Below are 25,237 nucleotides of genomic sequence, written 5' to 3' on the forward strand. Positions count from 1 at the left end.
GTCGTGCTCCAGCCCTTCCAGCCGGGCACGCCAGAACTCGCGCACTTGCCCCCGCAACGCCCGCGCACGACCCATCACACTCACCCCTAGCTCAGACGAGGTGTTGCGACAGCCCCTTGAATCCGCCGCCCGTCGAGGTGGACGACGTGCTCCTGATCTCCGGGAGCGGTCGCCGACGGGTCAGCGGACGATGTTGACCAGGCGCCCCGGGACGACGATGACCTTGCGCGGCTCGGCGCCGGCGAGGAGCTCGACGACCTTCGGGTCACCGAGGGCGGCACCCCGGACGTCGTCCTCGCCCGCGGCGGCGGGCACCGTGATCCGCGAGCGGACCTTCCCGTTGACCTGGATCGGGTACTCGACGGAGTCCTCGACCAGCAGGGACGGGTCGGGCTCGGGGAACGGCTCGTAGGCCAGCGTGTCCGGGTGGCCCAGGCGTGACCACAGCTCCTCGGCCACGTGCGGGCACAGCGGCGAGAGCAGGAGCACGAGCGGCTCCACCACCGCGCGCGGCGTGCCGCCGGCCGGGTAGGTCTTGGTCAGGTGGTTGGCCAGCTCGATGAGCTTCGCGACCGCGGTGTTGTAGTGCATCGCGGGCAGGTCGGAGCGCACGCCGTCGATCGACCGGTGCAGCGCGACGAGGGTGTCGCGGTCGGGCTCGGCGTCCGAGACCCGCAGCTCGCCGGTCTCCTCGTCGATCACCAGGCGCCACACGCGCTGCAGGAAGCGGTGCGAGCCGACGACGTCACGGGTCGACCAGGGGCGCGACGCCTCCATCGGCCCGGTCGACATCTCGTAGAGCCGGAACGTGTCCGCGCCGTAGGCCTCGCACATCTCGTCGGGCGTCACCACGTTGCGCAGCGACTTGCCCATCTTCCCGTACTCCTGGCGCACGGGCTCGCCGTTCCACGTGAATCCGGTGGCCGAAGCGGCGTCCTCGACGACCTCCTCGGCGGGCACGTAGACCCCGCGGGCGTCGGTGTAGGCCCAGGCCTGGACGTAGCCCTGGTTGAACAGCCGGCGGAACGGCTCCGAGGACGTGACGTAGCCGAGGTCGAAGAGCACCTTGTGCCAGAACCGCGAGTACAGCAGGTGCAGCACCGCGTGCTCGACGCCGCCGACGTAGAGGTCGACCCCGCCCGGATCCCCCGGAGCGCGCGGGCCCAGCCAGTAGCGCTCGACGTCGGGGTCGACGAAGCGCTCGCTGTTGTGCGGGTCGAGGTAGCGCAGGTAGTACCAGCACGACCCCGCCCACTGCGGCATCGTGTTGGTCTCCCGCACGTACTCCGCGAAGCCGCGCTCCGGGTCGGAGGGCAGGTCCTCGGCGAAGGCCACCCAGTCGGTCGCGCGCGCCAGCGGCGACTCCGGCGAGGAGTCGCGGTCGTCCGGGGCGAACGACTTCGGCGCGTAGTCCTCGACGTCGGGCAGCAGCACCGGGAGGTCGCCGTCGGGCAGCGCGCGCGGGATCGACGGCCCGCCGTCGGTCTCGCCGTCGGCCGCGTAGGCGACGGGGAACGGCTCGCCCCAGTAGCGCTGCCGGGAGAACAGCCAGTCCCGCAGCTTGTACTGGACCACCGGCTCGCCGGTGCCCTTCCCGGCCAGCCACGCGACGATCGCCGTCTTGGCGGCGTCGACCTCGAGCCCGTCGAGGCTGATCTCGTCGTTCGCCGAGTTGATCGCCGGTCCGGCGCCGACGTAGGCCTGGCCCCCGGAGCCCTCGAAGCCCTCCGGCGGCGCGACGGTGCGGCGGATCGGCAGCCCGAACACCGTCGCGAAGTCCCAGTCGCGCTGGTCCTGGCCGGGCACGGCCATGATCGCGCCGGTGCCGTAGCCCATGAGGACGTAGTCGGCGACGAACACCGGCAGCGGCTCGCCGTTGACCGGGTTCGTCGCCCAGGCGCCGGTGAAGACGCCGGTCTTGTCCCGGGCCTCCTGACGCTCGAGCTCGGAGCGCTGCGCGACCGCGCGGCGGTAGGCCGCCACGGCCTCGGTCGGCGACGCCGCGCCGCCGGTCCAGCGCCCGTCGAGCTCCTCACCGGTCAGCGGCGAGGGCCAGGCGTCGGCGGTCAGCGCGTCGACCAGCGGGTGCTCGGGGGCGAGCACCAGGTACGTGGCGCCGAACAGGGTGTCCGGGCGGGTGGTGAAGACCTCGATCGGCGGCGTCGATGGTCCGGCTCCGCTGCGCTGCGCGTCCTGGCCGCTGACGGCGAACCGCACCTGCGCGCCCTGCGAGCGCCCGATCCAGTTGCGCTGCATCGTCTTGACCGAGTCCGGCCAGTCGACGCCGTCGAGGTCGTCGGCCAGACGGTCGGCGTAGGCGGTGATCCGCATCATCCACTGGCGCAGGTTGCGCCGGAACACCGGGAAGTTGCCGCGCTCGGAGCGCCCGTCGGCGGTGACCTCCTCGTTCGACAGCACCGTGCCCAGCGCGGGACACCAGTTGACGGGGGCGTCGGCGAGGTAGGCCAGCCGGTGGTCGTCGAGGACGCGGTCCTGCTCCGGGCGGGACAGCGCGCTCCAGTCGCGGCCGTCGGGCAGGCCGCGGATGCCCTTCTCGAGCTCGTCCTCCAGCTCCGTGATCGGCCGTGCCCGCCCGATCTCGGTGTCGTACCAGGAGCCGTGGATCCGCAGGAAGATCCACTGCGTCCAGCGGTAGAAGTCGACGTCGGTGGTCGAGACCGAGCGGTGCTGGTCGTGCGCGAGGCCGAGCTGGCGGATCTGGGCGCGGTAGCGCGCGATGTTGGCCTCGGTCGTGGTGCGCGGGTGCGTGCCCGTCTGCACCGCGTACTGCTCGGCGGGCAGGCCGAAGGCGTCGAAGCCCATCGTGTGCAGCACGGTCCGCCCGGACATGCGCAGGAAGCGACCCAGGACGTCGGTGCCGATGAACCCCAGCGGGTGCCCGACGTGCAGCCCGGCGCCGGACGGATAGGGGAACATGTCCATCAGGTAGAACTTCTCGCCCGCCGGCGCCGGGTGGTCCGGGCCCGGGTTGGTGACGGCGAACGTGTCGGCCGACTCCCAGTGGTCCTGCCAGCGCCGCTCGATGTCGTTCGCGAGCGCGGCGGTGTAGCGGTACGGCGGGACGCCGCTCGCCCCGCCGGGACTGTCGGCGCGGCTCGCCACCTCGGGCTCGGCGGTCACGGCTTCCTCCTGGGTATCGACCGGGGGTCCTCACCGCGGGGAGCCCGCGGCCGGGTCCGGCGCCGCACGAAGGGGCACCGTGGATCCCGCGAGGACGGCGTCGAGCCTACTCTGGGGGTGTGATCGTCCCGGCCCTGGTCCTGGCGGCGGCCGCCCTGCTCGTGGGCGGCGCCGGTGTCCTCGCGCTGTTCCACCGGCTCCCTCGCAACCGCGTGCTCGGCGTGCGCACGGTGTGGACCATGGGCACGGTCGACGCCTTCCGCCGCGCCAACCGCGCCGCGGCCCCGGCGTTCGTCGCCGCGGGCGTCGCGGGCATCGCCGGCGCCGTCGCCGCGGTCCTGGCCGCGACCACCGGCGCGGGCATCACGATGCTGGTGCTCGGCGCGGTCGCGCTGATCGGTCTCCTGGGCGCCGGGGGCGTCATCGGGTCGCGCTTCGCGGCCGCCGAGGAGGCCGAGGACGCGGCTCTGGCCGATCTCCCGTCGTGCACCGCGGGAGCCGTCGAGGAGGAGCCTGCCTGCGACACGGCCCCCGGCGCGTGCGGCGGCACGTGTGCGCTCTGCCCGCGGGCGCAGGCCGGCGCCTAGTCACCAGCCCCAGGTGCCCGGGGCGCCCTTGAACGGGCCGACCACGTCGTGGGTGATCCACCCGCCGTAGAACCCGCCGGGCTGGGGCTCGACGCGCTCGCCGTCGAGGGTGATCTCGTCGAACGGGGCGGGGTAGAGCGCGACGCGGTCGGCGAGCTCGGGGTACACGGCTCCTTCCGACGGTCCAGCTCCGCTGCGCTTCGTGTCCTCCCGCGGGTACCACCACCCGACGTCGGTCAGTGGCGTCGCGCCGTTGACGACGATGTCGACGTAGCGCGCCGTTCCCTTCCACTCGCACATCGTCCGGCGCTCGGCGGGACGCAGGACGCCCTCGGTGAACGCGGTGCGCGGCAGGTACCAGGTCGGCGGGTGGCTGGTCTCCAGCACGCGCACGAGGTCGTCGGAGTCGGCGACGACGGTGCCGGCGTACGTCACGACCGCGCGGCGGCGGACGGCCTCCGCCCGTGGCGGGCGCGGGTAGTCCCACACCGATTCCTGCCCGGGGCCCGGTTCGACGCGTCGCACGGCGATGACGCTAGGCCCGGACGGGCGCGTCGGCGCGTCCGGGCGCGGCGGAGCGCCGGGAATGAACGGCGCTCTCGTTGCCTCGGAAGCAGCGAGAGCGCCGTTCGTTCGTCACTCACGGCCCCGGAGTCACGGCTCACGGCGCCTGGGCGGGACAGGTCTCCACGGGGGCGTCGAGGACGATGTTCTTGCGGATCGAGCGGAACCCCGGCGGCGGGGGGCAGAACGACGCCAGCGGGAGGTCGTACTCCACGTGGTAGACGGGCTTGCCCGCCGCGACGAACGGGGCGAGCGCGTCGCACTCGCGGTACTGGGCGCACTGCTCGTTGACGGCGAAGTCGAAGTCGCCGACGAGGTCGTCGACCTGGTCGAGGTCGTTCTTGAGCCCGACGGCCAGGCCGCGCTCGTGGGCGAGGCGGGCGAGCATCAGGTTGAACGCCAGCTGGTCGCCCTCGCCGAGCGGGAAGCCCGTGGGGTGGGTGTAGCCGTCGACGTTGTCGGGCTCGACGGCGTCGAAGCCCTTCTGCTTGCAGAGGTCGAAGCGGGCCGCGAGCCACGGCTCGAGGACGTCGGTGCGCCGGACGTCGAGCCAGTACTCGTCGGGCCAGTCCTCGAGCTCCTGGCCGCGCACCTCCGCGGGGAGCGCCCCGGCGTCCGGCCGCCAGTCCTCGACCGCACCCGCGTTGACGTAGCAGACGACCTGGCGCCCGTCGGCGTGCAGCGCCGCCACGGTCTGCGCCGAGGTGCCGAAGAGGTCGACGTCGTAGGTGGCCGCGTCCACCGACGTGTCGACGGGACCTTGGAGCTGGTACTGCCACGTGCTGCCCGCCGGCGCCCGCACCGCGCCGCCGGCCCCGGCCGGCGACCCGCACGCGAGCGCCATCATCAGCCCGCCGCACACGACGGCCACGAGCCCGGCGCGCGTCACGGGCCCACCCAGGTCGCCAGCGCGCCCCACGGGTTGGGCAGGGCCGCAGCCGTGGCGTAGGCGTGCGTCGCGCCCAGGGCGGTCGCGCGGTGCAGGGTCCGCTCCTCCTCGCCGTCCGGCACCCCGTGGACGAGGTGCCAGGTGGCGGCGGGTCCGGGCGGGTCCGGGGTGTCGAGCGCGGCGTGCGCCGACCACGGGCCCTCGAAGGTCACGACGACCGACGCCAGCCGCAGGTAGCCGGGGTCGGGGCGCACGCCCGGGTTGAGGATCAGCGGTCCGTCGACGGCCGCCGCGAGGCGCGCGTAGTGGCCCAGGTGCTCGGCCGACGACGTGACCTGGTCGGCGAAGACCGCCTCGACGCCGTGCAGCCGGCGGTACGCCGCGACGTCGGCGAGCACCTCGGAGAGCGGGCGGCGGGCGTAGTCGGTGTCGACGTAGCCCGCGACGAGGCCGGGCAGGTCGCGGACCGCGCTCCGGTAGGCGGCGTCGCCGCTGCCGGGCCCGGAGTCGGGGTTGACCACCACGACACCGAGCCGGTCGCCGAGGGCCCGGAGGCGCTCCCAGTCGGCGGCCTCGCGCCGCGGGTGGAAGTAGGCGGGCACGGCCAAGCTCATGACGCTCATCGGTGCCGCACCGGGATCCCCGCGGAGCGCCGCACGAGGACGGCGAGGACGACGAGCAGCACGGCGCCGGTCCCGAGGTGCCAGAGGATGGCCGCGGTCCCGGAGGTCGGCACGGCCTGGCCGCGCACGATGAACGCCGCGAGCCCGGCCACCGCCGCGGACAGCAGGGCGAGGACACGGTCGCCGCGGCCGAGTGCGGTGGCCACGGCCGCGGCGAAGAGCGCGGTGCCGAGCACGACGTAGTCGGCCCCGAGCAGCACCAGGCGAACGTCCCACCCGGGCATCGCGACCGCCACCGCCGCGCCGTAGAGCAAGGTCGTGCCCGCGAGCGCCACGACGTAGAGCAGGTGCGCGCGCAGCGCCGCGTGCCGCGCCCCGCGGGCGAACCGCGGTACCGAACCGGTGGCGGCGAGCAGCGCCCCGGTCCGCTCCCGGTAGCGGACGAGGAGCAACTCCGCGATGCCCGTGGTCAGCACCAGCGGCAGGGCGAGCGACGTGAGCGAGAGCGGCATCGGGTCGAACCCGGGGTCGAGCAGCTGCTCGAGGGCCGGGAACAGCACGAGCACGGCGACGAAGAGCCCGAACCCGACCTGCGCGGTGGCGTGCGTCCACGCCGACCGGGGCAGCGCGGAGACCGGTCGGCGCCCGCCGCGGGTCGCGACGAGGGCGAGGACGGTCGCGAGCACCACCGACGCGGCCGGCCAGAGGAGGTCGCGGGCCGGGACGCCGCTCGTGGGGTTGGCGAGCGCGCTGGCCGGTCCCTCGTGCGGGAGGAGCAGGCCGAGCACGGCGCCGACCACGGCCGGGAGCAGCGCCGCGAGCAGCCAGGCCTCCCGCCCGCACAGCAGCAGGGCCGCCGCCGCGAACAGGTAGGCCGCCTGGCCGGTGAGCAGCACGACGGTGACGAGGTCGACCGACATCGTCGCCGTGAGCACCAGCGCGGCGAACACCGCCGCGACCGCCAGCACCAGCGCGACCCCGGTCCCGACGAGCAGGGCGCGCCGCAGGAAGCGCCGGGCGGCGGGCCGGTCGAGGTTGCCGAGGTACGACCAGGCCACGCTCGCCACGCCGTACGCCGCCGCCCAGGCCAGCACCAGCCCGCTGAGCATGAGCGTGGCCGACACGGGGTCCTCGCTCGGCAGCAGCGCGAGCGCGACCACGGCGGGCACGGCGTAGAGCACCCCGCGCGCCGGGAGCCAACGGGGGTCACCGGCGGTGGACCACGTCCGGTGCGAGGGCGCGACGGCGGGCTCCGAGCGCGGGCGGCGCCGGTCGGCGACGAGCCACCCGGCGAGCTCGAAGACGTCGGCCGCGCCGTAGCGCTGCGACGCGACGCGGTCGTCGACCCCGGCACCCTCGATCACGACAGCGGCCTCGGACCGGGTCGTCGACGAGCCCGCGGCGTGCGCCACCGCGGAGTCGACACGCTTCACGCCCATCCCGGGCCCACCTCCTCGACCGGGCGCGCCACCGCGTCGCGGTGCGGCTCGAGGCCGTGCGGGGCCGGGTCCTCTTCCGGCGCGGCGTGGTGGGCGTAGATCGCCCGGAGGTCGGTGAGGAAGCGGTCGAGCGTGAACCGCCGCCGTGCGTGGTCCTGGCCGGCGCCGGCGAGCGCCCGGCGCAGCGAGGCGTGCGTGAGCAGCTCGACGCAGGCGTCCGCGAAGGCCTCCACGTGGCCCGCGGGCACCACGATCCCGCCGGGGCCGACGGCCTCGGCGACGCCGCCGACGTCGGTGGCGACGACCGGCCGCCCGCACATCCCGGCCTCGATGACGGTCAGCGGCAGGCCCTCGGAGACGCTCGAGAGCACTACGACGTGGCCGGCCTCGAACGCCCGGCGCACCGGGCTGACCGGCCCCTCGAACACCACGGCGTCGTCGAGACCGAGCTCGGCCACCAGCGCGTCGCACGAGGCCCGGTAGCCCTCGTTGCCCGCCGGCACGCCCCCGAAGAGGCGCAGCCGGGCGGCCGGCACCGCGAGACGGACCCTGGCGAACGCCGCGAGCAGCGTGTGGAGGTCCTTGAGCGGGTCGATGCGCCCGGCGTAGACGAGGGTCGGGGCCTCCGGCTCGGTCGCGAGCGGCGCGAGCCCGGCCGGGTCGACGCCGTTGGGCAGCAGCCGCACCGCGTCGGGGCGGGCACCGCCCTGCAGCGCCCAGCGCGCGTTGAAGCCGCTCACGGGCAGGACCGCGTCGGCCCGCCGGTAGCCGAGGCCGGTGAGGGCGGCGTAGAACCCACCGACGGCGGCACGCTCGGGGCGCCCGGCGCCGGACCGCCGGGTCGCCATCAGCCGTTCCCGCAGGTAGACCCCGTGCTCGGAGAGCAGCACGGGGGTCCCGTGCTCCCACGCGGCGCACAGCCCGAGCAGCATCGCGGGCCCGTTGACGGTGCAGTGCACGAGGTCGGCCCGGGGCGCGGGGAGCTGCAGCGGCCGCAGGAAGTGCTCGACGAGGTCGGTCACGGCCAGCGCGTCGGCGAGGGTCGGGGTGAGCTCCGGCAGCGCCGAGGTCACCTCGACGACGAGATCGACGGCCTCCTGGCTGCGCAGCGCCTCGGTGAGGTCGACCGTGCGGGCCATGTCGCGCAGCGTCCGCACGGCGTGCTCGAAGTCCCGGGGGGCCGCGGCGCCGCCGAGCAGCATCGCGTCGAGCAGGTCGGTGTAGGTCCGGAGGAACCGGCGCCCGGGCCTGCGGGGCCGGCGGGGACGGGCCGGCTCGGCCCACAGCCCGATCCGGCGCACCGCGGCCACGTTGGGGGGCACCGGGTAGGTCGCCGTCTCCCGCCCCGATCCCGACAGGGCCACGACCTCGAAGTCGATCTCCGGGAGGCTCCGCACCAGCTGGTCGCACCAGTCGCTCACCCCACCCGCGTGGATCGGGTACGTCCCCTCCGTCACCAGCGCGACCTTCACGGGGCCACTCCTCCGATCCGTTGCTCCCCGGCGACCGGGATCCAGCCCGAGCGCGTGGTGCCGTAGGGCTCGCCGAACGCCCCGTCGAGCGACGGCGGGACCGTCACGGGCACGTCCACGGGGTGATCGGCCGCCACCGTCACCACGCCGTCCTGCACCCAGGCCCGCGTGCTCCCCGCGGCGGCGGCCCAGGCGGCCTGGCGGGCGAGGACCTCCGCCGACTGCGTCATCGTCGGCACCAGCAGCGGGCGCGCCTCGGTGTAGAGCGCCCGGTAGGAGCCGAGGACCTGCTCGAGCACCGGGTAGAGGGTCCGGTCCTCGGTGAGCTGCGGCTGGTGCACGTAGTGGGGCCGCGGGTCGTCGGCGAGCACGTGCCCGAGCGCCTTCGTCGCCTCCATCGGCACGATCTGCGCCAGGAACCCCGCCCGCGGGTCGCCGGCCGGCACGGGCGGCACGCAGCCGCCGTCGGTCTCGCAGGTGCCGTCGCCGCCGTCGGCTCGGGAGGTGTGCGACCAGTTGTACTGGTCGACGGTCTCGGCGAACGTGGCCGTGTCGAAGTCGAGGTCGATCGGGTGGCGCGGCACGGTCCGCGCCCCGCCGATCGGGCGCTGGCCCGCCTCCTTCGACGCGTCCGCCGCGACGCTGCGGATCCCCTCGTCGTCGAGCGCGCCGGCCAGCCCGGGGTTGTCGTCGGGCATCTCCTCGTCGCCGCGCAGACCGCTGTGCTCGCCGGTGACCAGCTCGGAGGGGTCGATCGGGAGGCCGACCTCGCGGGCGAACCCGATGTTGCGCGCCACCTCGTCGTCGATCACCCGCTCGGGCACGTACCGCGTCCAGCCCAGGATCGGCACGGTGGCGCAGCGCCAGGGCAGGGCCTCGTAGTCGCGGACGCAGCCGAGGTACTGGTGCGACCAGGTGTGGTTGATCCAGCCGAAGGCGTCCCGCCGCGCGAGCAGCGCCGCGAGCAGGGGGTCGTCCGCTCCCGGCGCCGCGAGCCGCGACCCCGCGCCGTTGAAGGCCAGATCGAGGCGGAAGTCGTGGTCGCGGGACCAGCCCGCCGCCGCGTCGACGTCGGCCGGGGTCATGCGGATGGTGGGCGCGGGCGGCACGGTCGGCGGGCAGTCCGCCCCGTAGGCGCAGTGCGCCCCCGCGACCCAGCGGGCGTCCGGGAGGAGCACGTCGTCGATGTGCACGGCGAACCAGGCGCGCCGCATCCCGAGGTGCACCCCGCGCGTCAGCCACTCGACGAGACCGGGCGCGAGCGCGGCGAAGGGCTGGGAGCCCGGGGCGTAGGAGAAGGAGAGGCCGAGCTCCTCCCGGCCCCCGGTGCGCAGCACGCCCATGAGCGGCCCGCGCCGTGCGCCGTCGGGCGAGCTCCCCGTCAGCAGCGGGGTGTAGCCGGCCAGCGGGGTCCCGATCTCGACCCAGGTGTCCCCGCCGATCGGCACGTCCCCGCGCATGTCGCCGAAGCCGTCGGCCCGGGCCGCGTCGGTGAGCCGGGCGATCCCGCTGTCGAGCCGGCCCGACCAGCCCGCGCTCGGGCTCGGCTCGGCGAGCCCGGTCTGCGCGGTCGCGCGCACCGTGGCGTTCAGCTGGCGGAGCCGGAACTCGCGCTCGACGTCGTGGAGCACCGCGAGCTCGGCGGGGGCCAGCTCGACCGGCGAGTCGCCGGGCAGCACGACGGCCTGGTAGCGGGCGTGCGGGACCGCGTCCGGGACGGTCAGCGCGGCGCGGTCGACGGGCCGGCGGGCGGGGTCGGACAGGTCGACGACATCGGTCGGCACCCCGCTCTCGGTGAGGGCCTCGAGCACGGCGTCGACCTCGGGGCTGCCGTTCTGCACGACGAGCACCCGGAGGTCGACGCGCGGCCCCGCGGCGGAGGCGGGGGTGGCGACCAGGACCGTCGCGGCAAGCGCCGTGAGCAGGGGCAGCAGGACACGACGAACGCCCACGTCACCCCCCGGTCCACCGCTCGATGCCGGATCATCCTGTGGCCGGCCGTGGGCGGCGCCCAAGCGATCTGCCCGGGTCGGGGGACACCGGTCACTCGATGGCGTCACGGTCCGTCAGGGAGGAGCGCCCCTCCTGCCCCTGACGCCACAGGGGTGAACGGATCAGTTGCGGCGGGGCTCGCTCACGTGGGTGGCCAGGAGGGCCAGCGGCACGCCCTGGCGTCGGAGGACCCCGCCCCACAGGTCGTAGCCGGGCGGGGCGAGGACGTCGTCGGGCAGGGCCGGGACGACGTACCAGTCACCGCGGCCGATCTCGCCGTCGAGCTGGCCGCGGTCCCACCCCGAGTAGCCGGCGAACACCCGCAGGCCGCGGACGCGCGGGGCGAGGTCGTCGGGGTCGCCGTCGAGGTCGACGAGCGCGACCGGGCCCCGGACGCCGACGACGCCGCCCGTGCTGGCCGGGTCCTCGCCCGTGCGCAGGGCGGCGAGGCACAGCGCGGTGCGCTGCTCGACCGGACCGCCGACGAAGACCGCGTGCGGGGTGGTGGTGTGGGGGCCCCACGTCGGCAGCACGTCGGCCACCGAGACCTCGCTGGGCCGGTTGAGCACGACGCCGAGGGTGCCGGCCGGGCGGTGGTCGATGACGAACACGACCGACCGCGAGAAGTTGGGGTCGGTGAGGGTCGGGGCGGCCACGAGAAGCGTCCCGGCCTCGACCTCGGCCTCCTGATGTTCACCCACACCACTGGCCACGAGCCCCATCGTCGCACCGCCGCGCGCCGGGGCGGCAGGCACGGTGGAGGTGGTCACTCTCCCGCCCGCCGAGCGGTGACCGAGCGGTGACCGAGCGCCGGACCGGCGGGCGGACCGGACGCGTAGCGTGGGCCCCCGTGCCCGTCGCGCCCGGTTCGACCGCTGCTGCGGCCCCGACCGCGCTGCCGGCGAGGGGCCCGGTCGCCCGCCTGCGCGAGCTGCTCACCCGTCCCGGCTTCGGGAAGCTGCTGACGGTCCGGCTGGCCGCCCAGTGGGGCGACGGCGTGTTCCAGGCCGCGCTCGGCGGGCTGGTGCTCTTCAGCCCCGAGCGCGAGGCCGACCCCGTCATGGTGGCCGTGGGCCTCGCGACGGTCCTGCTCCCGTACTCGATCGTCGGGCCGTTCGCCGGCGCGCTGCTCGACCGGTGGGACCGGCGGCGCGTGATGCTGGTCGCGGGCGCGCTGCGGGGGGTGCTGACGCTCGCGACCGCCGCCGTGGTGCTGGCCGGCGTCACCGGTCCGCTGCTCTACCTCGGGGCGCTGGCCACGATCGGCGTCAGCCGGTTCATCCAGGCCGGGCTCTCGGCGGCGCTGCCCCACGTGGTGGCCGAGGAGCACCTCGTCGGGGCGAACTCGCTGGTCACGACCTCGGGAGCCGTGGCCGCCGCCATCGGTGCCGGCTGCGCCATCGGGCTGCGCGGCGTCATCGGCCCCTACGACGTGGACGCGGCGTGGACCACGAGCGCCGCCGCCATCGGGTCGCTGCTCATCGTCGTGGTCGCCGCCCGCATCACGCCGGGATCGCTCGGACCCGACGAGCGCCGCGAGGCCGCGCAGGCGCTGCGGGCCGTCGCGTCCGGCCTCGTCGACGGGTTCCGGGCGGCCCGCGCGGCACCCGGGGTGCTGGGGGCGTTCGGCGCGGTCGCCGCGCACCGGCTCGCGTTCGGCATCACGACGCTGGTGATGCTGCTGCTCATGCGCAACTCGCTCACCGACGTCGGGCCGTTCAAGGCCGGGATCGCGGGGCTGGGGGAGGTCGTGGCGACGGTCGCGGCCGGTCTCGGCGTCGCGGCGGTGGTGACGCCGTGGCTCACCGGGCGGGTCGGGCGCTCCGGCACCGTGCGGATCATGCTCGTGCTCGCCGCGGTCGCCCTGCTCGGTCTCGGGCTGCCGATGACGCTGCCGACCATCCTCGCGGGGTCGTTCGTGCTCGGGCTCGTCGGCCAGGCGATCAAGCTGTGCTCCGACGCGGCGGTGCAGAGCGAGGTCGGCGACGCGGCGCGCGGCCGGGTGTTCTCGCTCTCGGACACCACGTTCAACGTCACCTACGTGGTCGCGGTGGCCGGCGCGGCCCTCGTGGCGCCCACCAGCGGGCGCTCGCCCCTGCTGCTCGTGCTCGCGGCCGGCATCTACCTGCTCGGGCTCGTGATCTACGAGGCCGCGCTGCGCGTCGGCGACCGGCACGCGCCTCAGGGCGGCACCCAGCCCGGCGCGCCCTCGGCGACCGCCGTGTCCACCGCGCCGTCGCCGTCGGTGTCGACGAGCAGCACGTCCCAGCGGGCCGACGGCGAGCCCGGCGCCTCCGGACCGGCCGACAGGTAGGCCAGCTCCGCGCGGCCGTCGTGGTCGGCGTCGACGAGCAGCTGCTCGGCCCGGCCGTCGCCGTCGAGGTCGCACACCACCTCGGAGCCCGGCTCGTGGTCGGCGTCCACGGCCGCGCCGTCGAGCACCCCGTCGCCGTCGGTGTCGAGCGTCGCGTCGGCCCGCGCCGAGCGCCCGCGCACGTCGGACCAGCTCAGCGCCGCGCCCACCTCGGCCCCGCCGTCCAGCGGCACCCGTGTGCCCCACAGCCCGCGCCCGCCCGGGTCGGTGTAGGCGTGGTCGCCCCGGCCGTCGTCGTCGAGGTCGAGCACCGAGTGGTCGGCGACCCCGTCGGCGTCGGCGTCCCACAGGGCGTCGTCGGCGCGCCCGTCGCCGTCGAAGTCGAGCGCCACCGCGTCCCGGGAACCCGGCGGGCCGAGGTCGAGGTCGGCGGCGGAGACGTGGCGGTGCACCGGGCCCTCCCCGGTGCCGAACACATAGCTGATCGATCCCACACCCGGTTCGACGCGGGCGTCAGTCCAGCGGTTCCCCCGAGATCCCCTCCGCCTCGGCCCACCGCAGCAGCTCCGCGCGCGCCTCGTCGTGGTCGAGCGGCCCGCGCTCCAGCCGGACGTCCTTGAGGTGGCGCCACGCCCTCCCGACGAGCGGGCCCGGCGGGATCCCCAGCAGCTCCATGATGGCGTTGCCGTCGAGATCCGGGCGGACGCGCGCGAGGTCCTCCTCCTGCGCGATCCGCGCGATCCGCTCCTCGAGGTCGTCGTAGGAGCGCTGCAGCGCCGCGGCCCGGCGCTTGTTACGGGTGGTCGAGTCGGAGCGCACGAGCTTGTGGAGGCGGTCGAGCAGCGGCCCGGCGTCGGTCACGTAGCGGCGGACCGCGGAGTCGGTCCACTCGCCCTTGCCGTAGCCGTGGAAGCGCAGGTGCAGGAACACCAGCTGCGCGACGTCCTCGACGACCTGCTTCGGGTAGCGCAGCTCCCGCAACCGCTTGCGCGTCATCTTGGCGCCCACGACCTCGTGGTGGTGGAAGCTCACGCGCCGCCCCGGCTCGACCTTGCGGGTCGCCGGCTTGCCGATGTCGTGCAGCAGGGCAGCCAGGCGCAGGACGAGGTCGGGCCCGTCCGTCTCGCGGCCGATCGCCTGCTCCATGACCGTCAGGGAGTGCTCGTAGACGTCCTTGTGCTGGGCGTGCTCGTCGATCTCCAGGCGCATGGCCGGCACCTCGGGCAGCACGACGTCGGCGAGCCCGGTGTCGACCATGAGCTCGATACCGCGCCGGGGGTGCTCGCCGAGCAGCAGCTTCGACAGCTCGGCCTGCACCCGCTCGGCCGTGATCCGTCCCAGCTGCGGGGCCATCTCGGTCATCGCCTCGCGCACGCGGGGCGTGACCTCGAACCCCAGCTGCGCGACGAACCGGGCCGCCCGCAGCAGGCGCAACGGGTCGTCGGCGAAGGAGGTCCGTGGGTCGGCCGGGGTGTCCAGCACGCCGCGGGCCAGCGCCGCCAGCCCGCCGTAGGGGTCGACGAACGTGCGGTCGGGCAGCGAGAGCGCCATGGCGTTGGCCGTGAAGTCACGCCGGACGAGGTCGCCCTCGATGGTGTCGCCGAACGCCACGACGGGGTTGCGCGTCACGCCGTCGTAGGCGTCGGCGCGGAACGTCGTGATCTCGCAGGTCACGCCCCGGCGGGCGGCGCCGACCGTCCCGAACGCGATGCCGGTGTCCCACACGGCCTCGGCCCACCCGGAGACCAGCCGCTGGATCGCGTCGGGGCGCGCGTCGGTGGTGAAGTCGAGGTCGCCCTCGACGGGTCGAGCTCCCCTATCGGCGTGCTCCCCTGACTGCTCCGTCTCCCGGGACCCCCGTCCGAGCAGCGCGTCGCGGACGCTGCCGCCGACGAGGTAGAGCCGGTGCCCGGCGTCCGCGAACCGCTCCGCGAGCTCGTCGGCCACGGGGGAGAAGCGCAGCATGTCGACCACCGCCGCGTGATCGGCGCCGGTGGAGGCGGTGGGGGCCTGGGCGGGGACGGGCACGGCAGGACAGAGTACCGCGACCGGGTCGCGCGACCCCGACACCGGAGGTCCGCGGATCCGACACCCGCGCGTCGACCCGCCGACAGATCCCCGCCACCGAGGGGGCGCCGTACGATCGCGAGCGTGTCCACCCCGTCCCGCCGGTCCGGCGACCGGCGCCGGCGGGGCTCCCGACGGCGGATGCGCACGGTCGACGAGACCTCGGCGGGAGGCCTCGTCGTCGACGCCACCGGCGCCAGCGCGGCCCTGATCGGCCGGCTCGACCGCCGCGGCCGCCTGCTGTGGTCGCTGCCCAAGGGTCACCTCGAGGAGGGCGAGACCGCCGAGCAGGCCGCCGTGCGCGAGGTCGAGGAGGAGACCGGCATCATCGCGTCCGTGCGGGCGTTCCTCGGCAGCATCGACTACTGGTTCGTGGCCGAGGACCGCCGTATCCACAAGACGGTGCACCACTACCTGCTGCGGGCCCACGGCGGCGAGCTCTCCGACGCCGACGTCGAGGTCACCGAGGTGGCGTGGGTGCCGCTCGCGGAGCTGGACCGGAGGCTGGCCTACGCCGACGAGCGCCGCCTCGTGCGGCGCGCCGCCCAGATCCTGGAGGAGTCGGCGTGAGCCGCCGCCCGCCGCGGGCGTACGCGGCGGGGCTGCTCCTCCTCGTCGGCCTGCTCGTCGCCCTCGTCGCCGCGCCGTCCGCGGCGGCCGCGCCGGAGGCGCCCGAGGACGACGCCGCCGTCTCCCTCGTGCTCGACGGCATGACCCCGCGCGTGGTCACCGCGGACGGGCCCGGGGAGCTGGTGGTCACCGGCCACGTCGCCAACCGGTCGGCGGTGCCCGTTCGCGACCTCGCCGTGCGCCTCGCGAAGGGCTCGGCGGTCACCGGGTCCCGGGGCGCGGTCGACGCCCTCGACGGCGACGGGGCCACCCAGGCGGTCCGGGCCCGCGTCGACGCGCCGTCGACCGTCGAGCCCGGGCAGGACGCGCCGTTCACGCTGCGGGTCCCGCTCGCCGGCACGGACGCGCTCGCCGCCCGGACCGGCGTCCTCCCGCTGCGGGTCGAGGCCACCGGCAGCCTCGGCGGTGCCGGCACGAGCCGCCTCGGCGCGGTGCCGGTGCTGCTGCCCGTCGTCGGCGTGCCCGGCGGGCGGCCGGCCACCCCGCCCCCCGCGGACCGCGCCGCGAGCATCTCCGTGCTCTACCCCCTCGCCGACCGGCCGCGCCGCCTGCCGGTGGTCCCCGGGGCCCCCACCCTGCTCGCCGACGACGACCTGGCGACGTCCTTCGCTCCGGGCGGGCGTCTCGCGGGCCTGGTCGACGCACTGGGGCGGGCCGCCCCCGCCGGGTCCGCCGCCGCCCGCTCGGTGTGCCTGGCCGTCGACGCCGACCTGCTCGAGACCGCGCAGGCCATGGCCGGCGGGTACCAGGTGCGCACACCGGACGGCGGTGCGCGGCCCGGAGCGGGGGCGGCCGCCGCCGGTCAGTGGCTCGACGCCGTCCGTGCGCAGGCCCGGGGGCGGTGCGTGACCGCCCTGCCCTACGCGGACACCGACCTCGTCGCGACAGCCCGGGGCAACCTCACCGACCTCACCACCGCCGCCGTGGCGACGGGCACGCGGCGCGTCGCGGAGCTGCTCGGCGTGACCCCGGTGCCGGACACGGTCTGGCCCGCCGGCGGGCTCGTCGACGAGCGCAGCCTCGCCGACCTCACGGCGGGCGGCACGCGGAACCTCCTGCTCGACCCCGACGTGCTCGACGGCGACCCGCCCGCCGGCGCCCTCGCCCGCCTGCCCGGTCCGGCCGGTGCCGCGCCCACCGCGGTGACGCTCGACCCCGTGGCCGCGGCCGCGCTCGCCCCGCGCACCGACGAGGCGGTCGCGAGCCCCGCGGGGACCCCCGGCGCGCTCGCCGCCCAGGACGCCGTCGGCGCGCTCGCCCTGCGCGCGCTGCAGGGCCCGGGCACCGGGAGCCCGCCGGTGGACGTCGTCGCCCCGCCGATCGACTGGGCGGCGAACGGCGCCGAGGCGGGAGCCCTGCTGGGTGCGGTGGACGAGCTCACCCGTCTGGGCCTCGCCCGGCCCGTCGACCTGGGCGGCCTGCTCTCGCCCGTCGGCGCCGGGACGCCCCTGCCCACGGCGTCGTTGTCCGCGCGTTCGGGGCTCTCCGAGGCGGACGGTCTGCAGCAGTCGGCCGTCGCCCGGGCCGGACAGGTCCGGGACCGCCAGCGCGAACTGCTCGCCGCCACCGAACGCGACGGCGTCGGCGCGCCCTCGCCGTCGGACTTCGTCGAGCCCCTGACCGACGACGTGCTGCGCAGCCTGTCCGCGGCGTGGCGCGGCGACCCGGCCGCGCAGGACGCCGCCGTCGGCGCGGTCGAGCGTCAGAACGACGAGCTCCGCTCGCTCGTGCGCGTCGTGCAGCCGTCCGGGTCCTACTCGCTCGGCAGCAACGACGCCCCCCTGCTGCTCACCGTCGAGAACCGCCTGCCCGTGGCGGTGCGGGTCGACGTGGTGCTGGAACCCACGAACGGGTTGCGGACCACACCCGTGCCCCAGCTCACGGTGCCCGCGTTCGGCAGTCGCCAGGTGCAGGTCGAGGTCGAGGTCACCCGCGCCGGGCAGTTCGCCGTGGACGCCCGGGCCCGGACACCGGGGGGTGAACCTCTCGGGCCGACGGCTCGTCTGCTGCTGCGATCGACCGCCTACGGCACGATCACGGTGTGGTTGACCGCGTCCGCAGCCCTCGTGCTGGTGATCCTGGCGAGCGTACGGATCGCTCGCCGGGTCCGGGCGGCCCGACGCGACCGGAGGTCCCGCCGCAGCCGGCATCGCGGGGACCCCACCACGACGGATCCGCAGGATCTCCCGACCCGCGAGCTGCAGAAACGGTGAGCGCCGCCGAGCCCGACCGCCGGCGCGACGACGCGCAGGCGGACGACGTCGGCCCGGACGCACCCCAGCGCCCCGGGCGGGCGCCGAACGCCGCCGTGCACCCCGGCCAACACCAGCAGCCGGGCCAGCAGCCGGGCCCGCCGTCTCCTCCGGACGCGCCCGAGGTCGTGCCCCCGCCGCCCCCGCCCGGAGCCCGCGGCGGGGCACCGCCGGGGTCGCCCGGCGGTCCCGGCGGTCCCGGCGGTCCCGGCGGTCCGCCGCAGGGCCCGGCCCCGGGTGGCCCGGGCCGACCGCCGATGCCCCCGCCGGGACCGGTCGGCCGCGCCGGGCCCGGCGACCGGGCGCCGCGGGTGCCACCGCCGTCCCCCGCGGGTCCTCCTCCGGGCCCGCCTCCGCACCCGCCCGCTCCCGGACCGGCCCACGGGCCGCCTCTCGCCGGGCCACCGCCCGCCGGACCACCTCCGGTCGGGCCCCGGAACGGTGCACCGCACGACCCGCCCGTGTCGGAGGCCGGCGGGCCGGGCGGTGGCGCCCCGCCGGGAAACCGCCCGTCCGGTCGCCCGCCGGGACCTCCCGGGCCGCCCCGCGGATCCGGGGCACCGCCCGTCCACGGCGGTCCCGCGCCCCACGGTCCGGGGGTCCCGCCCCGGCCCCCGGGCGGGCCACCCGGGGCCGGTCCCGCCGAGCCGTCGACCACCGGGCTCACCGCGCCGACCGCCGCGATCGACGCCCTCGAGGCCGAGGGCGCCCTCGCCGAGGCCGACCCGGAGCGGACCGAGACGCTGGCGGCCGCGGCCCGGCCGCCCCGCGAGGAGCGGACCGTCCGGGTGGGTACCCCGGCACCGCTGGCGTCCTGGAGCTACGGCGGCGCGGCCGACGAGACCGTGCTGCTCCCGCGCCTACCGCTCGAGCAGGAGGCCCCGGCCGTCCCGGCGCCGCGCGCACCGGTGGACGAGCCCGGCCGCGACGACAAGGCGCTGGTCAAGGCCTCGGGCGGCATGGCCGTCGCGACCCTCGTCAGCCGGCTCACGGGCTTCCTGCGCACGCTGGGCCTGACCGCGATCGTCGGGCTGAACCTCGTCGGCAGCTCGTTCAACGTCGCGAACACCCTGCCGAACATCATCTTCGAGCTCCTGCTCGGCGGGGTGCTGACCAGCGTCGTCATCCCCGTCCTCGTCCGCGCCGCCAAGGAGGACGGGGACGACGGGGACGCCTTCGCCCAGAAGCTCCTGTCCGGGGCGACGGTCGGCCTGCTCGTCGCCACGACGCTGGCGGTGGTCGCGGCCCCGCTGCTCATCCGGCCGTACCTGGCCGCCGACGTCAACGTCGACCTCGCCGTCGACTTCGCCTACCTGCTCCTGCCGCAGATCTTCTTCTACGGCATGGGCGCCCTGTTCGGGGCGATCCTCAACTCGCGGGCGAACTTCGGCCCCGCGGCCTGGGCGCCGGTGCTCAACAACGTCGTGGCGCTCATCGCGCTGGGCCTCTACGCGATGCTGCCCTCGCCGCCCGAGGGCATCTCCACCGCACAACTGCTCGTGCTCGGCATCGGGAGCACCCTCGGCATCGTCGTCCAGGCCGGGGTGATGCTCCCGGCCATGCGCCGGGTCGGCTTCCACTGGAAGTGGCGCTTCGGATGGGACACCCGGCTCTCGGCATTCGGCGGGCTGGCGGCGTGGGTCGTCGGCTACGTGCTGGTCAGCCAGGTCGGCCTCGCGGCGATCACCCGGGTCGCGTCCGGCTCCGACGAGGGCGGGCCCGCGATCTACAGCTACGCCTGGCTGCTCATCCAGGTGCCCTACGGCGTGCTGGGCGTGTCCCTGCTGACCGCGCTCATGCCCCGGATGAGCGCCGCCGCCGCCAACGGCCGCACCGACCAGGTGGTGTCCGACCTCTCGCTGGGCACGCGCCTGTCGACGGTGACGCTGCTGCCGATGAGCGCGCTCCTCACGGTGTTCGGCTCCCAGCTCGGCGTCGCGCTGTTCAGCGTCGGGCGTTCGGGGCCCGAGGGCGCGGCGTCCCTCGGCGGCGCGATGGCCGCGTCGGCCTTCGGTCTCCTGCCCATGGCCGTCGTCATGCTGCAGATGCGCGTCTTCTACGCGATGAACGACGCCCGCACACCGACCCTGATCATGGTCGTCATCACCGCGATCAAGGTGCCGATGGCCTACCTCTGCCCGGTCCTCCTCGCGCCGGAGCAGGTCGTGCTCGGCCTGGCCGCCGTCAACGCCTTCGGGTTCGTCATCGGGCTGGTGGTCGGCAACATCTGGCTGCGGGTGCGCCTCGGACACCTCGACACGCGGCGCGTCCTGCGGACCTTCGTCCTGACGCTGCTCGCCTCGCTCGTCGCGGTGCTCGTCGCGGTGCTCGTCGTCACGCTGCTCGAGCGGGTCCTGGGGGGCGGGGTGGCGCTCGTCCTCCGGTCCTGGCTGGTGCTCGTCGTCGGATCGGTGGCGTTCCTCGTCGTCGTCGCCGTGGCCATGCGCCTCCTGCGGGTGCCCGAGCTCGATCCCGTCGTGTCCCGGTTGCGCCGTCTGGTCGGTCGGGGGCGCGCCCCGACGGCCTAGAACGAGTGGCTCACGGGCCCATCGAGCAACCGACGGCACCGGTACGGCGTCCCCCGAGGCGGCACTGGAGTCCCGTAGGCTCGGCCGGATTCGTGGGGGAGGTGAGGACGTGGCGGGCGAACCGTCTCCGGAGAGCACGACCACCGGACCTGCCCCCGCGGAGCCCGCGGTGACGGAGGGCCGGACGGAGCACGAGGAGCATCCGGACGGCGCAGACTCCTCCGGCGTCGAGGCCACGACCCGGGTCGCCGCGCAGGAGGGCCCCGAGGAGCCGGCCCCCAACGGTGCGCCCACCCGCCGCGGTGTCGGCATCGACGGGCCCACCACGCACGTCCCCCGTGCCGCCGAGGCGGGCGGCGCGGTGTCCGGCGGCACGAACGGGTCCGGTGGTCCGGCCACCGGCACGGTGCCCCCGGGCCCGCCACCCGGAGGTGGCGGCGCCGGCCGCGGCCCCCGCGGACCGGCCGCCCAGGGCCCCGGTCCCGCCGGCCCTCCCGGCCCGCCCTCCGCACCCTTCCCGGCCGCCGGCCCCCGGCGCCCCGGGCGCGGTCCCGTCCGCACCGGGCCCGGCTCCGGCCCGATCCCGGCGCCGAACGCGCTCATGCCGGGCACGGTGCTCGCGGACCGGTACCGGCTGGTGGCCGAGGTCGGTCGCGACCGCAGCGCCGACGCCGCGCTGTGGAAGGCGCGCGACATCATGCTCGAGCGCGACGTCGCGGTGACGCTGCTGGTCGGCTCGTGGCAGGGCGACGCCCGGGCCTCCGCCGCCCTGTCGCGCGCCACGCGGTCGGCACACTTCGAGCACCCGCACGCCGCGCGCATCCTCGACGTCGTGCGGCCGGGGGGCACGCCGCTGCCGACCGGCGTGCTGGGCGCCGCCGTCGCCGAGTGGACCCCGGGACGCGACCTCGCCGAGCTGGTCGCCGACGGGCCCCTGCGCCCCAGCGCCGCCCTGCGGGTGATCGAGCCCCTCGCCGACGCCGTGGCCGCGGCGCACCGCTCGGGGCTCGTGCTCGGCCTCGACCACCCCCAGCGCGTGCGCGTCAGCGCCCGCGCCGCCACCCGCCTGGCGTTCCCGATGCCACGCGGCGACGCGACGAACGCCGACGACGTGCACGGCCTCGGCGCGCTGCTCTACCTCCTGCTCACGGCCCGCTGGCCCGGGTCCGAGGGCGTCCCGACGCCCGCCGGCCTGCGGCCCGCGCCGCACGCCCCGGGCGGCGGGCCGGTGCCGGCCCGCCAGCTGCGCCCGGACCTGCCGGTCGAGCTCGGCGCGCTCGTCGACCGCACGCTGGACTCCGACGGCGGCATCCGCACCGCGGCCGCCGTGCACCGCCTCGTCGTCCAGATGCGCGAGGGCCTCGAGGACGACGGTGTGCTGCTGCCGGTCCTCGAGGACGGGCAGACGATCGACGCCGACGACCCCACCGAGGTCTGGCACGACGACGCCGTGCCCGACCCGAGCCCGGACCCGGAGCGTCGCCGCAAGCTGCGCATCGGCGTGACGGCGCTGGTCATCGCCACCCTGGCGATCCTGGGCTTCGTCACCTACCAGGTCGTGTCGGTCGTCGCCGGCGGCGGCTCGTCGGCGCCGCCGGTGGTCGTCATCCCGGACACCGCGGCCCCGAGCGCCGCGCCGGCGCCCCCGGCCGGGCCCTCCCCGGCGCCCGCCTCGCCGTCGCCGGCCCCGTCCGGACCGGTGCAGCTCTCGAGCGTGGCCGTGTACAGCCCCGCCGGCAGCCCCGACAACCCCACGCGCATCAACCGGGCCGCGGACAACGACCCGTCGACCACCTGGTCCACCTCGGACTACCGCCAGCAGCTCCCCGCCCTCAAGCCGGGCATCGGGATGATGACGACGTTCACAGCCCCGGCCCAGGTCGCGGCGGTGACGGTCCGCTCGCCCAGCCCGGGCACCCGCATCGAGGTCCGGGCCGCCGCCCGCCCCGACGTGCCGGTGGCCCAGACCCAGCTCCTGGGAGCCGGCACGGTCGACGAGGACACGCTGACGATCCCCCTCCAGGCGGCGCCGCCGACCGGCAACCTGCTCATCTGGATCACCCAGCTCGGCCAGGACGACGACGACAAGTACGTCAGCGAGCTGGCCGAGGTCACGATCCAGCGCGCCGGGCCCTGACCGGGCCCACGAGCTTCTCCGAACGACCCCGGCGGGTGCTCCCCGGCGGCTAGCGTCCCGGCTCGTGCCCGGCCCACCGCCCGACCCGCGCAGCGATCGCGAGCTGCTCGCCGCGCACGTCGCCGGGCGGGACGGGGCGTTCGACGAGCTCGTGCGGCGCTACGCCGAGCGGCTCTGGCTCCTGGCGTTCCGCACGCTCGACCACCGCGAGGACGCCAGCGACGCGGTCCAGGACACCTTCGTCTCCGCGCTGCGCGGGGCGGCCCGCTACCGCGGGGAGTCGGAGGTCTCGACGTGGCTGCACCGGATCGTCGTCAACGCCTGCCTCGACCGGATCCGCCGGCGCCGCACGCGCACCACCGAGCCCCTCGCCGGGCATGACCTGCCCACCCCCCGCGACGGGATCGACGACCACCTGACCCGCCTCACCGTCGCCGAGGCCCTCGCGACCCTGCCGGACGGGCAGCGGCTCGCCGTCGTGATGGTCGACGTCCACGGCTTCTCCGTCGCCGAGACCGCCGAGATCCTGGGCGTGCGGGAGGGCACCATCAAGAGCCGGTGCAACCGGGCACGCGGCCGTCTCACCGGGCTGCTCGGCCACCTGCAGCCGCCGCAGCGGGTCCGCGATCCGGTGGCGGCCCGGGGGAACGACGGGGCGGCCGGCGACGTCCAACCCATGAGTGCCGGCGACGAGGCGCGGGGCACCGAGCGGACGGGAGGTGGGTCGTGAGCGACGACGATCGCGTGGCCGATCTCCCGGACCCGACCGATCCCGCCGTGGCCGCGGCCCTCGAGCGCACGCGGGCGGACCTCGCCGCGCACGGCGCGCGGACGCCGGCGATGCCCTCCGAGCTCCTCGCGGACATCGACCGCGCGCTGGCCCGGGAGCGCGACGCCGGGCCGTCCGACACCGGGCCGTCCGACACCGGGCCGTCCGACACCGGGCCGTCCGACACCGGGGAGTCGCAGGTCCCGGCGGGCGGTGCCCGCCGACGCCGCCCCTCGGCCAGGTGGCTAGTCGCCGCCGCGGCGGCCGTCGTCGTCGCGGTCGCCGCCGTCGTGGCGGTGTCGGCCACCGCGGGCTCCGGCATCGGCCCCGCGCCCGCACCGCCGACCGCGGCCCCGGGACCCGCGCCGACGGCCCCGGGAGGCACGGACGTCCCGGTCCTCGCCGGCGGCGACGGCCCCGCCGCCCTGCGCGCCGGGCTGGGACGCAGCGACTACGGGCCGCTCGCCGACACCGACCGGCTCGCCGGGTGTCTCGCCGCGCACGGGGTGCCCGCCGGAGTCCGGCCGGTGGGGGCCCGCGAGGTGGCGGTGGACGGGCGCCCGGGCGTGCTGCTGGTGCTGCCCACCGGGGTGGCCGCGCGGTTCCGCCTGCTCGTGGTCGAGCCGGGGTGCGCCGCCGGCACGCCGCTCACCGTGTCCGACACGACGGTCGGCCGGTGAGCGGTGCCGCACAGGGAATCCTCGGGTGGTCTGCGACGTTGATGCCCACGTGAGCGACCAGACCATCCACGACGTGATCATCGTGGGCTCGGGCCCGGCCGGCTACACGGCCGCCGTGTACGCCGCGCGCGCCCAGCTCGACGTGCTGGTCTTCGAGGGCAGCCAGTTCGGCGGCGCCCTGATGACCACCACCGGCGTCGAGAACTACCCGGGCTTCGCGGACGAGATCCAGGGCCCGGAGCTCATGGACCGCATGCGCCGCCAGGCCGAGCGCTTCGGCACGGACCTGCGCCCCGAGGACGTCGACGCGATCGACCTCACGGGCTCCGGCGACGGCGTCAAGGCCGTGCGGGTCGACGGCACCTGGCATCGGGCCCGCGCGATCATCCTCGCGATGGGTGCCCAGGCCCGGTACCTCGGCGTGCCCGGCGAGGAGAAGCTGCTCGGCCGGGGCGTCAGTGCCTGCGCCACCTGTGACGGCTTCTTCTTCCGCGAGCACGACATCGTCGTGGTCGGCGGCGGCGACTCCGCGATGGAGGAGGCCACCTTCCTCACCCGCTTCGCCCGGTCGGTGACGATCCTGCACCGGCGCAGCGAGTTCCGGGCCTCCGCGATCATGCTGGAGCGCGCCAAGCAGGACCCGAAGATCACGATCCGCACGGACACGGTGGTCGAGGAGGTCCTCGGGGAGAACACCGTCGAGGGCGTCCGGGTCCGCAACGTGGTCACGGGCGAGGAGGAGACGTTGGCCGTCACCGGCTTCTTCGTCGCCGTGGGCCACGACCCGCGCTCGGGTCTCGTGCGCGACGCCGTCGACACCGACGACGAGGGCTACGTCCGCGTGGCGCTGCCCGGCACCGGCACCAACCTGCCCGGCGTGTTCGCCTGCGGTGACCTCGTGGACCACACGTACCGCCAGGCCATCACGGCCGCCGGCAGCGGGTGCCAGGCGGCCATCGACGCCGAGCGCTGGCTCGCCGAGCAGGCGGACGCGGGCACCGAGACCGCGCCGCCACCCACCCCGGGGGTGGACGGTGGCGCCACGAACGGCCTCGCTTCCGTGGGACCCGCCACGAGCGGTGGTTCGGTGGGTTCCGTCGACGAGGGGTCGCCCGAGCCCGCCGGCGACGCCGTCCCCGCCCCGTCCTGATCG

General features: G+C 76.3%; 18 protein-coding genes. 9 read left to right on the forward strand and 9 right to left on the reverse strand.

What is annotated here, in order from left to right; translation table 11 throughout:
• Nucleotides 1-180: 180 nt before the first annotated feature.
• Nucleotides 181-3,123 (reverse strand): leucine--tRNA ligase, encoded by a 2,943-nt coding sequence (locus QSK03_RS26445; protein ID WP_285658507.1) that lies wholly within the window; start codon nt 3,121-3,123, stop codon nt 181-183.
• Nucleotides 3,124-3,260: 137 nt separating this feature from the next.
• Between QSK03_RS26445 and QSK03_RS26450 the strand changes: the two genes are divergently transcribed.
• On the forward strand, nt 3,261-3,728 hold the full coding sequence (locus QSK03_RS26450) for an SdpI family protein (protein WP_285658340.1): 468 nt from the start codon (nt 3,261-3,263) through the stop codon (nt 3,726-3,728).
• Here the strand turns inward: QSK03_RS26450 and QSK03_RS26455 are convergent, their stop codons facing one another.
• The 7 genes from QSK03_RS26455 to QSK03_RS26485 all read right to left on the reverse strand — a co-directional run bounded on the left by QSK03_RS26455 (nt 3,729) and on the right by QSK03_RS26485 (nt 11,420).
• Nucleotides 3,729-4,253, reverse strand: a complete 525-nt coding sequence (locus tag QSK03_RS26455) for a DUF427 domain-containing protein (protein ID WP_285658342.1) — start codon at nt 4,251-4,253, stop codon at nt 3,729-3,731.
• A 136-nt stretch (nt 4,254-4,389) separates the two neighbouring features.
• Nucleotides 4,390-5,181, reverse strand: coding sequence for an endo alpha-1,4 polygalactosaminidase (locus tag QSK03_RS26460; RefSeq protein ID WP_285658344.1), 792 nt, complete (start codon nt 5,179-5,181; stop codon nt 4,390-4,392).
• On the reverse strand, nt 5,178-5,795 hold the full coding sequence (locus QSK03_RS26465) for a spherulation-specific family 4 protein (protein ID WP_285658346.1): 618 nt from the start codon (nt 5,793-5,795) through the stop codon (nt 5,178-5,180). Before QSK03_RS26465 ends, QSK03_RS26460 begins: the two co-directional genes overlap by 4 nt.
• Before the next feature lie 5 nt (nt 5,796-5,800).
• Nucleotides 5,801-7,243, reverse strand: a complete 1,443-nt coding sequence (locus QSK03_RS26470; protein ID WP_285658347.1) for a hypothetical protein — start codon at nt 7,241-7,243, stop codon at nt 5,801-5,803.
• Entirely contained in the window at nt 7,234-8,700 is a 1,467-nt protein-coding gene (pelF, locus tag QSK03_RS26475) for a GT4 family glycosyltransferase PelF (protein ID WP_285658348.1), read from the reverse strand. Before pelF ends, QSK03_RS26470 begins: the two co-directional genes overlap by 10 nt.
• Nucleotides 8,701-8,711: 11 nt before the next feature.
• Nucleotides 8,712-10,667 carry a hypothetical protein gene (locus QSK03_RS26480; RefSeq protein ID WP_285658349.1) on the reverse strand — a complete coding sequence of 652 codons (1,956 nt, stop codon included), beginning with the start codon at nt 10,665-10,667 and terminating at the stop codon, nt 8,712-8,714.
• A gap of 162 nt (nt 10,668-10,829) precedes the next feature.
• Complete coding sequence (locus QSK03_RS26485) at nt 10,830-11,420, reverse strand: YqgE/AlgH family protein (protein ID WP_285658350.1); 591 nt, start codon at nt 11,418-11,420, stop codon at nt 10,830-10,832.
• A gap of 137 nt (nt 11,421-11,557) precedes the next feature.
• On the opposite strand from QSK03_RS26485, the gene QSK03_RS26490 reads away from it, so the two are divergent.
• The gene (locus QSK03_RS26490; protein ID WP_285658351.1) at nt 11,558-13,021 is read left to right on the forward strand and encodes an MFS transporter; all 1,464 of its coding nucleotides are present in this window, start codon (nt 11,558-11,560) and stop codon (nt 13,019-13,021) included.
• 513 nt (nt 13,022-13,534) lie between these two features.
• On the opposite strand, the gene QSK03_RS26495 is transcribed toward QSK03_RS26490, so the two are convergent.
• Nucleotides 13,535-14,986, reverse strand: coding sequence for a CCA tRNA nucleotidyltransferase (locus QSK03_RS26495; protein ID WP_285658508.1), 1,452 nt, complete (start codon nt 14,984-14,986; stop codon nt 13,535-13,537).
• Nucleotides 14,987-15,229: 243 nt separating this feature from the next.
• Between QSK03_RS26495 and QSK03_RS26500 the strand changes: the two genes are divergently transcribed.
• The 7 genes from QSK03_RS26500 (at nt 15,230) to trxB (ending at nt 25,234) form a co-directional block, all read left to right on the forward strand.
• Nucleotides 15,230-15,658, forward strand: a complete 429-nt coding sequence (locus QSK03_RS26500; protein ID WP_285658510.1) for an NUDIX hydrolase — start codon at nt 15,230-15,232, stop codon at nt 15,656-15,658.
• Entirely contained in the window at nt 15,655-17,931 is a 2,277-nt protein-coding gene (locus QSK03_RS26505) for a DUF6049 family protein (RefSeq protein ID WP_285658352.1), read from the forward strand. The genes QSK03_RS26500 and QSK03_RS26505 overlap by 4 nt, the downstream gene beginning before the upstream one ends.
• A gap of 500 nt (nt 17,932-18,431) precedes the next feature.
• Nucleotides 18,432-20,498 (forward strand): murein biosynthesis integral membrane protein MurJ, encoded by a 2,067-nt coding sequence (murJ, locus tag QSK03_RS26510; RefSeq protein ID WP_285658353.1) that lies wholly within the window; start codon nt 18,432-18,434, stop codon nt 20,496-20,498.
• A gap of 169 nt (nt 20,499-20,667) precedes the next feature.
• Complete coding sequence (locus tag QSK03_RS26515) at nt 20,668-22,635, forward strand: protein kinase family protein (RefSeq protein WP_285658355.1); 1,968 nt, start codon at nt 20,668-20,670, stop codon at nt 22,633-22,635.
• Between the two features lie 64 nt (nt 22,636-22,699).
• A complete protein-coding gene (gene sigM / locus QSK03_RS26520; RefSeq protein WP_285658357.1) occupies nt 22,700-23,365 on the forward strand; it encodes an RNA polymerase sigma factor SigM in 666 nt (221 codons plus the stop codon).
• On the forward strand, nt 23,362-24,084 hold the full coding sequence (locus QSK03_RS26525; protein WP_285658359.1) for an RsmA family anti-sigma factor: 723 nt from the start codon (nt 23,362-23,364) through the stop codon (nt 24,082-24,084). The genes sigM and QSK03_RS26525 overlap by 4 nt, the downstream gene beginning before the upstream one ends.
• 49 nt (nt 24,085-24,133) lie before the next feature.
• Nucleotides 24,134-25,234, forward strand: a complete 1,101-nt coding sequence (gene trxB / locus QSK03_RS26530; protein ID WP_285658360.1) for a thioredoxin-disulfide reductase — start codon at nt 24,134-24,136, stop codon at nt 25,232-25,234.
• The last annotated feature ends 3 nt before the right edge of the window (nt 25,235-25,237 follow it).

This window comes from Actinomycetospora sp. NBRC 106375 (assembly GCF_030269665.1).
Taxonomy (GTDB): domain Bacteria; phylum Actinomycetota; class Actinomycetes; order Mycobacteriales; family Pseudonocardiaceae; genus Actinomycetospora.